General features: G+C 60.0%; 10 protein-coding genes. 5 read left to right on the top strand and 5 right to left on the bottom strand.

All coding sequences use genetic code 11. The features are described 5' to 3' along the window. Positions 1-142: 142 nt before the first annotated feature. Positions 143-643 (bottom strand): hypothetical protein, encoded by a 501-nt coding sequence (locus tag NKJ40_RS26890; RefSeq protein WP_352468663.1) that lies wholly within the window; start codon positions 641-643, stop codon positions 143-145. Here NKJ40_RS26890 and NKJ40_RS26885 point away from each other — a divergent pair. Further along, the gene (locus NKJ40_RS26885) at positions 630-959 is read left to right on the top strand and encodes a hypothetical protein (protein ID WP_352468662.1); all 330 of its coding nucleotides are present in this window, start codon (positions 630-632) and stop codon (positions 957-959) included. The two genes, NKJ40_RS26890 and NKJ40_RS26885, sit on opposite strands and share 14 nt — an antisense overlap. Before the next feature lie 12 nt (positions 960-971). Here the strand turns inward: NKJ40_RS26885 and NKJ40_RS26880 are convergent, their stop codons facing one another. The 3 genes from NKJ40_RS26880 to lepA all read right to left on the bottom strand — a co-directional run bounded on the left by NKJ40_RS26880 (position 972) and on the right by lepA (position 5,550). Next, complete coding sequence (locus tag NKJ40_RS26880; protein ID WP_352468661.1) at positions 972-2,489, bottom strand: leucine-rich repeat domain-containing protein; 1,518 nt, start codon at positions 2,487-2,489, stop codon at positions 972-974. After that, entirely contained in the window at positions 2,486-3,451 is a 966-nt protein-coding gene (locus NKJ40_RS26875) for a hypothetical protein (protein WP_352468660.1), read from the bottom strand. The genes NKJ40_RS26880 and NKJ40_RS26875 overlap by 4 nt, the downstream gene beginning before the upstream one ends. Positions 3,452-3,744: 293 nt before the next feature. After that, a complete protein-coding gene (gene lepA, locus NKJ40_RS26870; RefSeq protein ID WP_352468659.1) occupies positions 3,745-5,550 on the bottom strand; it encodes a translation elongation factor 4 in 1,806 nt (601 codons plus the stop codon). Positions 5,551-5,708: 158 nt separating this feature from the next. On the opposite strand from lepA, the gene NKJ40_RS26865 reads away from it, so the two are divergent. The 4 genes from NKJ40_RS26865 (at position 5,709) to msrA (ending at position 9,022) form a co-directional block, all read left to right on the top strand. Then, positions 5,709-6,794, top strand: a complete 1,086-nt coding sequence (locus tag NKJ40_RS26865; RefSeq protein ID WP_352468658.1) for a TadE/TadG family type IV pilus assembly protein — start codon at positions 5,709-5,711, stop codon at positions 6,792-6,794. A 336-nt stretch (positions 6,795-7,130) separates the two neighbouring features. Next, positions 7,131-7,856: a DUF1223 domain-containing protein gene (locus NKJ40_RS26860; RefSeq protein WP_352468657.1), complete on the top strand. Its 726-nt coding sequence runs from the start codon at positions 7,131-7,133 to the stop codon at positions 7,854-7,856. Between the two features lie 78 nt (positions 7,857-7,934). Then, positions 7,935-8,216: a hypothetical protein gene (locus tag NKJ40_RS26855; RefSeq protein ID WP_352468656.1), complete on the top strand. Its 282-nt coding sequence runs from the start codon at positions 7,935-7,937 to the stop codon at positions 8,214-8,216. Positions 8,217-8,293: 77 nt separating this feature from the next. Next, positions 8,294-9,022, top strand: coding sequence for a peptide-methionine (S)-S-oxide reductase MsrA (gene msrA / locus NKJ40_RS26850; RefSeq protein WP_352468655.1), 729 nt, complete (start codon positions 8,294-8,296; stop codon positions 9,020-9,022). 229 nt (positions 9,023-9,251) lie between these two features. On the opposite strand, the gene NKJ40_RS26845 is transcribed toward msrA, so the two are convergent. Next, on the bottom strand, positions 9,252-11,786 hold the full coding sequence (locus NKJ40_RS26845; protein ID WP_352468654.1) for a mechanosensitive ion channel family protein: 2,535 nt from the start codon (positions 11,784-11,786) through the stop codon (positions 9,252-9,254). Positions 11,787-11,878 lie beyond the last annotated feature (92 nt).

The following is an 11,878-nucleotide window of genomic DNA, read 5'->3' as shown; positions in this document are numbered from 1 at the left end:
GTGGGGGGGGTCTTAAACCGCCCCCGCGCTAGCACCCAACCCCCGGGGTCCCCCCCCCCCAAAAATGGGGGGGTGGGGGGGCCCCGAGGCGCCGGGCGGGGGGGCGGTCCGACCGGGCTCAACGGCCTGGCTTCAGCAGCGTTCAGATCCAGCCGATGAATGTGAGGACCAGGAAGGGATATCCGGCAGCGGGCAGCGGCGCCGAGGTCGGCAGCAAAGGTGTGCCCCAGAGGATCAGGCCTGCCGACACGACGAACAGCACGGCGGCCACGACAGCGGTCAGGCGCATCCACAGGGCGAAGGTTTTCGGCGCGCTGACCATTATCAGGGCCGCTGCCCAAAGCGAGATGCCCCCGACATAGGCGGGAACGCTGGCCTGGAGGCCTGCCGCATTGCCGGCGAGCAGCAGGCTCTCGCCGGCGACGAAGGCCAGAAATCCAGCCGCCACGCAGTCATTGCCCTGCCGCTGATACTTCATCGTCAGCAGCGCGGCCGCGACCACGAGTGCCACGCCGTCGATCGTCCAGAGTGTTTCGCCAAGGGACGCGCTCGCCACGAAGGTGCCGGCGAGGCCCAGAGTGCCGCCGATGGCGAGGGCAATCGCGGCGACGACATCGGAGATCGTAGGGTTGGCGGAACGCATTGAAATCTCCCCCAACCGCAAAGGTACTTCAGCGCGGGGCGTTCTCAAAGACGGTCCGCTGCCCAGAGCGAAGCGCGTTGGCCGGCACGTGTCTGATGGCATCGGGCGGCGGCTCGATCAGCTCGAAGCTGATCATCGCCGCGCCGTTGCCGGGCGCACGCTGCGCACCCTTTCCCCAAGGCACCGGCGCGCCGTCGCTAAAGCCCCGGCATTGAGCACCACCTGGACGCTGGTGTTCAGGTGGTGCGCCATGAACAGCCCAGCGCGAGCCGAGCGCTATCATCGCCAGCAGGGGCGCCGCCGGCCTGTGGCGTGAGCTCGAAAAATATCAGATAGAGAGAGGCGCGGCCTCAAAACTCATTCGCACTCCGCGCCCCCCAATTGAATTATCCGTAAGCAGAACTGTCTTGCTAGTAATAAATGGCTTTATCTTTTGCTCGCTCATTCCCAACGCGTAGATGACGGCGGGAGCTTTACTCATTCGTTCGAGAGGCGAAAAGTCTTCTATCTGCGTAAAGCTAACATCAAGGCGAGTCACTTCACGCATATCAGAGAGGAACGAGAGGTCTATAATATTTGACTTCCTTAGATTAAGTGTGTCTATTTTGATTAGCTTCGATATCAATTCAAAGTCTTTTATATTCGCATTTTCACTAAGATCCAGATCTGTTAGCGCCTGAAGATCCTCGATTCCTTTTATACTTTCTATATTAGTTTCCGACAAATTTAGGCGCCTCAGATTTACACCCGCGATCGCTGACAAATCGCCAACCTTGGTATCACTGATGTTGAGGTTGATAAGGTTCGTCAATCCATTCATTCCATCTATATTCTCTATCAATGTGTTGCTTAGATTTACACGCGTAAGCCTTTTTAAATTTGACATATTCGGAACGATACAGGCCTTTGTGTTTGATGAGCTAAACTCTAGCAACGAGGTCAGCCCAGCTACTACGGATATGTCGTCCACATCCGTATAATCTATGTATAATCGCTCAAGCTTCAAGAGCCTCCTAACAGGTTCGATGTTCTTTACCTTTGTTCTTGTCAGGTTTATTGTAGACAACTCTTCTAACTCACTTAACGCATTTATCTCTTCGACTCTTGTTCTCGACGCTGTTAAGACCTTAAGTGACTTTACACTTCTCAATTCATCTACGGTTCTAATTGCAGAGCCGTCGAGATATAATGCTACGATCTTCTTTAGCTTCGATATTGGGGACAAGTCTGAAATCATTGTCCCTCTTAGACTCAATAACTTGATCTCCGTTATTTCAGATAGCGGAGAGAAGTCGGACAAATAACAATTGTCCATATCGAGAAGTCGAAGCGACGGGTGACCGCTCAACGGCGCAAGGGATGTTGGTCGCCGATTGATAAGAGAAAGTGATTCTAGGCTGGTGAGAAACCGGAGGGGCGACAGGTCCGTCAATTTACTCGTGCCAAAGCGAAGTGACCGAATACGGGGAATCCATTCCTCTGGCGGCACCCTTGCATTAAGAACCATACTCTTCGCGGCTCGAATGCTGAACTCCTCATCAACATCCGGCTGATCGAGGGCGGAAGGCTGCAGGCCAATCGCCCCTTCAAGCAAAGCACCAGCGAAGGACACACCAGTTACGTTGGCCCGACGAAAGTCGGCGCCAGTTAAGTCCGCTCGAGCGAAATTGAAGCCACGCAGGTCCTGATCTCGAAAATCAAGGTTTGCGAGATCCGCGCCCACAAAGTCCCGCAGAGGATCTAGTTCGGCCAAGGCCGATAATGCCCGAAAGTCCAGAGTTTGCGCGCGCTCGGCTGCATCTACTAGGCGATCTAGGATCTGCCCAATACGCGACTCGGCGGTCATTTGCGCGATTTCCTAATTCGGACTTCACGAACCATTTTTCCATTGCTGGCACCCTTATCCTTAGCAGCAGCAATCGCTGCTATAGCTTCAATCGCCGCCTTTAGTGCATTTGACCGCGGCGTGCCTGGCGATTCGACAAAGCTCAACCCTTCTACACATAGCGATACCGACACCTCTGCGTGAAGATCCGCCGCATCCGCGTTAGGAACGATTCCAATTTCGGACAATCTATTCTCGCCTACTTTAGGACCAGGCGGCAATGCGAGCTCACCAAGGACACGGTGCCCGCTGGGTGGATCGATTGAGATGACAAGAGCGCCTGGATTGTCCCGCAGAGTTACGTATCGGATGTTTGACTGCCGACTCCGTAGATATTCTGATCGGTCAATTTCACCACCCTGCCGATCAAATACCTTTAGATGCGCTCGTCGAACACCAAACTCAATGCGAGCTTTTTCGGCCTGAACGTAAAGTCTATCGACAAAATCAAGTTGCCCCAGCAATGCATGTGTGCCGTTATTTAGCTCATGTATTTCGATTTCCGGTCGGTCGATAAAATCTACCTCTTCAAAATTCCGAGCTTTTACTGAAAACTCCTTTTGCAGCGCTGAACGACCCCGAGACCGACCCTCATCATTCTGAGTTCCCGGCGGTAAGTCGCGCATTCGCTCGACCATCCCAGCGATGTCGTCAGCGATCCGCTCGACGAGCGCAATCCGTTCGTCCTTCGTAAGATCAATAAAGGAAGCAGCAAGTGTTTTGACGTATTGACGCTGTTCGACTTCTAAAACTATCTCGTTTTGCTCTGTTGTAAAATGCCTCTTTTGCCCCGAAATTTCTCGTACCAACAGTGGCGCAACATATTCATCAACTAGCCTATCTGATTCGACGACCTTGAATATTGAATATTCTTTACGGCAAAAGTCACTCTCAACCCATTTCGGTGAAAGTAGAACTATCAATATATCTGAGTTGCGTATCGCGGTTTCAATTGCCGAACTTCATTTCTCTCCTATACGTATATTGTTTGCATCACGCCAAATCGAGAACTTGGCGTTTGTGAATTTGTTGGACACGCGCAGTTCTAGCAAATTGGTAAATATCTCTACCAAATCTGGATCGGCGGCCGCATCTGAATGTGAATATGAAAAGAACCCTTGATATGTGCGCACACTACCTTCCTCCCCAAGCCGTTCAGATTTAGCTTGGTTATTGGTCAGTGGTCGAGCACTATTCGTGGCTTGCCTTGGTTCTTTTAATCGCCCATCTTCAGCGCCTGGATAAACGCCTCTTGCGGAATATCCACCTTGCCGAACTGGCGCATCCGCTTCTTGCCCTCTTTCTGCTTGTCGAGCAGCTTGCGTTTGCGTGAGACGTCGCCGCCGTAGCATTTGGCGGTGACGTCCTTGCGCAGCGCCGAGATGGTCTCGCGGGCGATGACCTTGCCGCCGATCGCCGCCTGGATCGGGATTTTGAACAGATGGTGCGGGATCAGCTCCTTCAGCTTTTCGCACATCTGGCGGCCGCGCTTTTCCGCCGCCGTGCGGTGGACGAGCATCGACAACGCGTCGACCGGCTCCTCATTGACCAGGATCGACATCTTGACCAAATCGCCCTCGCGATAGTCGGTCAGGTGATAGTCGAAGGAGGCATAGCCCTTGGAGATCGACTTCAGCCGGTCGTAGAAGTCGAAGACGACCTCGTTGAGCGGCAAATCGTAGATCAGCATGGCGCGCTTCCCGACATAGGACAGGTCGGCCTGGATGCCGCGGCGGTCCTGGCAGAGCTTCAGGATGCCGCCGAGATAGTCGTCGGGGGTGAGGATAGTGGCGCGGATCCACGGCTCCTCGATGGCCGAGATCTTGACTACGTCGGGCATGTCGGCCGGGTTGTGCAATTCCTTGACCGTGCCGTCGTTCAACAGCAGGCGGTAGACGACGCTCGGCGCCGTGGCGATGAGGTCGAGGTTGAACTCGCGCTCCAGCCGCTCCTGGATGATTTCGAGATGCAGCAGCCCGAGGAAGCCGCAGCGATAGCCGAAGCCGAGGGCGGCACTGGTTTCCATTTCGAAGGAGAAGGACGCGTCGTTGAGGCGCAGTTTGCCGACGGCAGCGCGCAGATCCTCGAAATCGGCGGCGTCGACCGGGAACAGGCCGCAGAACACCACCGGCTGCGCCGGCTTGAAGCCGGGCAGGGCGCTTGCAGTCGGGCGCTTGTCCTCGGTGATGGTGTCGCCGACGCGGGTGTCGGCCACTTCCTTGATCGAGCCGGTGAAGAAGCCGAACTCGCCGGGGCCGAGCTCGTCGACATTGATGCGGGCGGGCGTGAAGACGCCGGTGCGCTCGACGAGGTATCTGGCGCCGGTGCCCATCATGCGGATGGTCTGGCCCTTTTTCAGCACGCCGTCGATGATGCGCACCAGCACGATGACGCCGAGATAGGCGTCGTACCAGCTATCGACCAGCATCGCCTTCAGCGGAGCGGTGATGTCGCCCTCGCGCGGCGGCGGCAGATCGTTGACGATCGCTTCCAGCACATCGGGAATGACGAGACCGGTCTTGGCCGAAATCAGCACGGCGTTGGAGGCGTCGATGCCGATCACCTCCTCGACCTGCTCGCGGATGCGCTCGGGCTCGGCGGCGGGCAGGTCGATCTTGTTCAGCACCACGACGATCTCGTGGTTGTTGTCGATCGCCTGGTAGACATTGGCCAGCGTCTGCGCCTCGACGCCTTGCGAGGCGTCGACGACCAGCAGCGAGCCTTCGCAGGCGGCCAGCGAGCGCGACACTTCATACGCGAAGTCGACATGGCCGGGCGTGTCGATCAGGTTGAGGATATAGTCCTGCCCATTGTTGGCGCGGTACTTCAGCCGCACCGTCTGCGCCTTGATGGTGATGCCGCGCTCGCGCTCGATGTCCATCGAGTCCAGCACCTGCTCCTTCATGTCGCGCAGCTCCAGCCCGCCAGTCGACTGGATCAGCCGGTCGGCAAGCGTGGATTTGCCATGGTCGATATGGGCAACGATGGAGAAGTTGCGGATGTTCTTGATCGGCGTGGTCATGCGGCGCGCTTTAGCAGGGGCACGGTACATCGGCAAGCGGCGGGGCGCGGATGCGGCGGCGGCGCGGCAAAGTCGTTAAACTTTGATCCATGAGATTAGAGCATAGTTTGCGCCCGGCGTGATAGCCCACTGGCCTATCGCCGTTTCGGGGGGTCGGAATGCCGCTGTCAGCACGCAAATTTCTCAGATCGGTGAGCGGCTCGTTCGCACCGATGCTCGCCATTTTGCTTATCCCGATGGTTGCCGCATTGGGCTTTTCCGTCGACTATACCTCTGCGGTTTCAACCAGGGCATCGATGCAGAACGCGCTCGATGCAGCGTCGCTGTCGATCACGACGCTGGAGACGACCACGTCACTGGCAGACCGCCAGGTGAAGCTGCAGGAGGCCTACCTGGCCAATGGCGGGCAAGGCACGGCAAAGCTCGACAGCTTCGTCGTCGCCACCGACGGCGCCGCCAGCATCAAGGCTTCGGCCGGCTTTGCCATGCCGACGAGTTTCATGCAGATCGTCAAGATCAACACGGTGCAGGTCGGCGTCGCGTCGGGAGTGACCAAGAGGCCGGCACTGGTGGAGGCTACGTTCAAGGTCGACAAGATCTCGGGCTGGTGGGACAAGACGGTGACGCTCTACGGCACGAAATCCGGGGACACGGTGGCCAACAAGCTGATGAGGATTTCCTACGCCTACAACAGGTTTGGCGATCCGAAAGGCTACGGAACCTCCTCTGTGTACACGATCAATGGAACGACGGAGACGCTGGTCCAGAAACAAGTATGCACGACCACCACAGTGCTCAGCTTCTACGGCTTGCCCACGGGCACAATCACTCAGATCAGCGGCACCAGGAAATACGCAACCACCTGCGTCAACACGATGTATCCCGCGACCGGCGCCGGTGCTGTGATCGACGTGAAGGACATGGATAACCTGTCTCTGGAGATGAAGATTCCCAATCCCAATCCTGGTCTTGGCGGCGGCTATCTGGCCTCAGGCACGAAAACAACCCTGCGATCGGACGATCCGGTAACTTCCGACCGATTGTTCATCGACAAGGTCAAGACACTAGCCAATACGACTGTCGACATCTTTACGGCCGTGCCGTGCGGCATCACCAGCAGTCAAGCGTGGGAAGACGGCGGGTCACTTACCAACAACACCATAGACGACGCCGATTTTTCTTATTTCGTGACCGGCAAGTGCGCGTTCAACAAGCGCCCTTCGGAGACCGTGCTTACACAATAGCCGGGCCGCGGCTGAGTGCCACCTGCCCGCCCCAGAACTCGTCACAACGCCGCCTGGTCACCACCGGGTGGCGTTTTTGGTTGCGAACGACCATCTTCCCTTCTCCCCTTGTGGGAGAAGGTGGCCGAGCGAAGCTCGGTCGGATGAGGGGTGTTCCAGGGAACGCCAACGCCTCATTTCTTCCAGCACCCCTCAACCGTCTCGGCGCTGCGCGCCGATCCACCTTCTCCCACAAGGGGAGAAGGGAGAGCTGCGAACGATCACGAAGCGGTGATGCTGTAACGAACCGTGCGTCGGCGGCGAAGTGTGGACATGGAACCGCACAGGAGAACGGCGATGACCGGATCGAAACGCGGCACGGCCCTTGCAGGGCTTGCCCCGGCTCTGCTTTCGGCGACTTTGTTTTTGGCAATTGGGCTTTCGGTAACCAGCGCGGCTGCCGGCCAGACGCTGACCGTGGTCGAGCTGTTCACCAGCCAGGGCTGCTCGTCCTGCCCGCCGGCCAACGCCAATCTGATTAAGGTCAAGGACCGGCCCGGCGTGCTGGCGCTGTCCTTCAACGTCACCTACTGGGACTATCTCGGTTGGAAGGACACATTCGGCAAAGAAGAATTCACGCAGCGCCAGGTCCGCTATGAACCGTCGCTCGGCCGTTCCGGCCCGTTCACGCCGCAAGTGGTGGTCAACGGCAAGGCCGATGCGGTCGGCGCCAGGCCGGGCGAGATCGAGCAGCTGATTTCGAGCGGCGGCCACGCCGACGGACCTTCGCTGTCGCTCGCCGGCGGCAAGGTCAGCATCGGCGCCGGTGCGGTGGCCGGCGGCAAGGCCGATGTCTGGCTGGTGCGTTACGGCAAGGGCGTCATCGAGGTGCCGGTGGCGCGCGGCGAAAACACCGGCCGCACCCTGCCGCACGCCAATGTCGTGCATTCGTTGACCAGGCTGGGCAGTTGGACCGGCGACGCCACCGCGCTGCCGCTGCCGGCGACGACGGGCGGCCTCAGCACCGCGGTGCTGGTGCAGGTGCCGGGCGGCGGGCCGATCCTTGCTGCCGCCACGAACTAGAAACCCTCGCGAAATTTTCACAACGCGCAGCGGCGCCGCCGCATGCCGTCAACCCCTGCCAAACCCAAGGAGACCACCATGACCAATCGTTTGACCAATCGCCCGACCCTGGCGGCACTCGCCTTCGCACTTTGCTCGACGGCGCTGTTCGCCGGAGGCGCGGCGCGGGCCGAAGATGCGATGAAGCCGGCGATGGCGACAGACGCCATGAAACCGGCAACGGACGCCATGAAGCCGGCCGGCGCCATGGCCACGACGGCGATGAAGGCCGACTGCATGGACAAGGCAGCCGCCGAGACGGACGCCATGAAGAAGGCAGAGGCGACCAAGGCCTGCGATGCCATGGCTCCGGCCAAATAGGCGATGCGCACAGCAATGTGAGAGCCCGGCGGACCTATCCGTCGTATAATCCGCACCAGCATCATGGGAGATCAGACATGACCGCAGCCGTGAAACGATCGTCGATTTTCGCAAAAGCAGCGCTTGCCGCGCTCATCCTCACGGCCGCCGCGGCCGTGTTCTGGCAGACCCCGGCAGTCTCGGCCGAAGACGCGGTGGTGATCCCGCCGCCGGTAATGGACGAGAAGGCCACCGCCGGCACCAAAAAGGCGGTCTTCGCCGGCGGCTGCTTCTGGGGTGTGCAAGGCGTGTTCCAGCACGTCAAGGGCGTCAGCAGCGCCGTTTCCGGCTATGCCGGCGGCGACAAGGACACGGCCGTCTATGAAATGGTCGGCACCAGCCGGACGGGCCATGCCGAATCCGTCGAGATCACCTACGAGCCATCCAAGGTCACCTATGGCCAGCTGCTGCAGGTGTATTTCTCGGTGGCGCACAATCCGACGCAACTGAACTACCAGGGGCCGGACAGCGGCACCCAGTACCGTTCGACGATCTTTGCTGAAAACGACACCCAGAAAAAGATCGCCGAAAGCTACATCGCCCAGCTCGACAAGGCCAAGGTGTTTGCAAAGCCGATCGTGACGACGCTGGAGACCGGCAAGACCTTCTATCCGGCCGAGGACTACCACCAGGACTTTCTGACGCTCAACCCGACCTATCCCTATATCGTCTACAATGATTTGCCCAAGGTCGAGAATCTGAAGCGGCTGTTCCCCAACCTCTACAGCGAAAAGCCGGTTCTGGTGCTGGCCCCCAACAAGAGCTGACGTCTTTGCGCCGGCGGGCGCGACGGAGAATAAGCGTCGGCGATCCTTCGCACCCCCCTCTGTCCTGCCGGACATCTCCGCCGCAAGGGGGGAGATCGGCTATCACCTCGACCTTCGCCAAATCTCCAACGTTCAGGACGAGCGGAGCGCTGAAACTGCTAATCTCCCCCCTTGCGGGGGAGATGGCCGGCAGGCCAGAGGGGGGTGCTGTCCCGCCAACGTCTCGAAACTACCCCCCCTTCTTCCAGGGCAGGCTCCAGCGCACTTTCTCCAGCGTCGCCTTTGCCTCGGCCGAGTCCGGGTCGGGCTCTGTCTCGCGATAATGCGCCGAGCCCTCAGGCGGGTAGGCAAGCGTGTTGTTGAGGGCGAATTTGTCGATCTGGCTGAAGTCGGGGAAAGGCAGATTTTGCCCCTCGCGCCAATCGCTGACCCTTTTCTCCGCGGCGATGCGTTTTTCGTCGTCGACCGGAAGGTCGGTGGCTCTGTATTCCAGTGACGAAGGGAAGGCGAACTGCGCGCCGGCATCATCCATGATGTTGATCATGGACAACAGGATGTCCTCGCGGATCGCTTGAAATTCGGCCACGTCGGCGGTTTTGACGTAAGTGAACACATCGATATCGAGCGAATAGGCGCCGAAGCCGGCAAAGCGCACGCGGCACGGCTCGTCGATGACGCGCGGATGGGCGATCAGCAGCTTGCGCAGCTCGGCCAGGACGTATCGCAGCTGATCGGGCGTCGTCTCGTAGCGCAGCTGCAGCGTCGTCGCGAACCGGCTGCGGTCGCGATGCGCGTAGTTCTCGATCTGCATGCCGGCGAAATCCGAGTTCGGCACCGAGATGATCGTGCGGTCGAGCGACCGGATGCGCGTCGAGCGCATGCCGATATGCTCGATCGTGCCGGACTGGTCGCCGAACTTGCAGAAGTCGCCGACGCTGACCGGCCGGTCGGCATAAAGCGTCAGGCCGGAGAGGAAGTTCTGCAGCGTCGGCTGCGCCGCCAGCGCCACCGCCAGACCGCCGATGCCGAGACCGGCAATGACGCCTTCATAGGGGATGGCGAGCACTTCGGCCAACAGCAGGAAGGCGACGACCAGCACGGCGACGCGCGCCACGCCGGTGGACAGCGAAATCAGCGTGTCATGATAGCCGGGCACCTGCCACAGTCCGCGGTAATGGTCGGCCACCTTGCCGATCAGATGCCAGACCACCGGCACGGCGCCGATCACGATCAGGCTCCAGGCGATTGCCTTGACCGGGGCGGCGACCACTTGCGGCAGACCGAGCGGGCGCAGCGTCAACAGCAGGAAGAAGCCAAGCACGATCGAGCGCACCGCCCATTCGACAATGCGGAAGAAGGCCGAGCTGTCCGTCCTTCGCACAAACAAGGAAATCAGCGCATTGGCGATGAAGCCGAAGACGATGCCGGCCAGTGCCGCAAGGCCGAGCATCCACCATTGCCAGTGCTCCATCGGGCCGGCGCGGGTGAGCAGGCCTGGGCTGATCTCGCGGGCGAGGCCGCGGGCGATGAAGAACGGGTCGGTGCTGGCGAAGGCGGCGAATTCCGGCGCCACCGGCACGTCTTCGACGTCGGCGTAGAGCGCGCGGATGTGGGCGAGCGTCTCGGGCGTGAACTGCCAGATCTTGCCCTTCTCGGTCTCGACCGGGCCGATGACGATGTTGCCGGTGGGATGCTCGAAATAGACGAAGGGGGTGTTGCTCTTCGGGTCGTCGGGGATCTCCTGCCAATAGACATAGCCGATGCGGTCGATGACCTTTTTGAGATAGCGCTCGAGCAGGAACGCCTCGTCGCCGCGCACCGCCTGACTGTAGTTGCGCAGGTCGAGCGCCGCTTGTGCCGGGTCGCCGGCTTCGGTGAGGCCACTCAACAGTACCTTGAACGTATCGCGCGGCGAGGCCAGCTTGCTCGGATCGTCGACCATGTCGACGGCTTCGCCACGCGCTTCCTGGAATTCGGCGAGCTTTGCCTGGAGCTGGCCAAGTGGCGGCCCGACGATGAACCAGTCGCCATTCTTGCGGCGAAAAGTGACGTCGAAGGAGACCCTGGTGCCGTATTGCGGCAGCGTCGCCGTCACCTCGTCGCCGGCAATCGTGTCATGCGGCAGGCTCCACAGACGGAACGTCGCGTTGTCGACGACGGTGAACAGGAGCTTGGTATAATCGGGCATGTTGAGGCCGCCGCGGTCGGCCTCGGTGACGTCGACGAGACCCGCTGCCAGACCGGCAAGACCCATGCCGCCGCCGGTGGCGCGCGGCACGTTGTCGGCGCCGCTCTCGTTCATCGTCTGCAGGAACGAGCGCATGGTGCTCATCGGGCTCGACTGGTCGACACGGACGTCCTCGACGGCGCTGACGCGCACCCCTGTCCACCATTCGGCGGTGGCGGCATCGAAGCGGCCCATGAAGCTGCCGCCGTCGGGCGACTGGACGAAGGTGAAGGCGCCCTGGCGGTCGCCTTCGAACCAGTGGCCGACAAGCTTGTCGCCTTCGGCCTTGGCCTCGATGCGGCCGTTGTAAAGCGGGTAGACGCCCTTTACGTCAGTGCCGGTCTGCTCGAACTTGATCTGGGCGCCGCCGCCGCGCCATTTCGTGTCCCACACGCCGGTCCAGTTGGCCGCGTCCTGGGCATGCGCTTGCGGCATGGCCGGCAGCAGGCCGGCAAGCGCGAGTGCGCCGATCAGCGCGACCGTCCGGATCAGCATAAGCAGCAGCCGATCCTGTGCTGCCGCAAAAAAAGGGGTCATTCTGTTGCCCTTCTTCTTGCCGGCGATTCTGCTGGGCCGGCCAGAGAAGGTTATTCCGCTTGAAGATGAATATTCTGTTTCAGGCGGCGACG

The organism is Mesorhizobium sp. M0119, assembly GCF_040322615.1.
GTDB lineage: Bacteria > Pseudomonadota > Alphaproteobacteria > Rhizobiales > Rhizobiaceae > Mesorhizobium.
The sequence above is the reverse complement of the archived record's forward strand: the minus strand, read 5'-3'. Positions and strand labels throughout refer to the sequence as shown.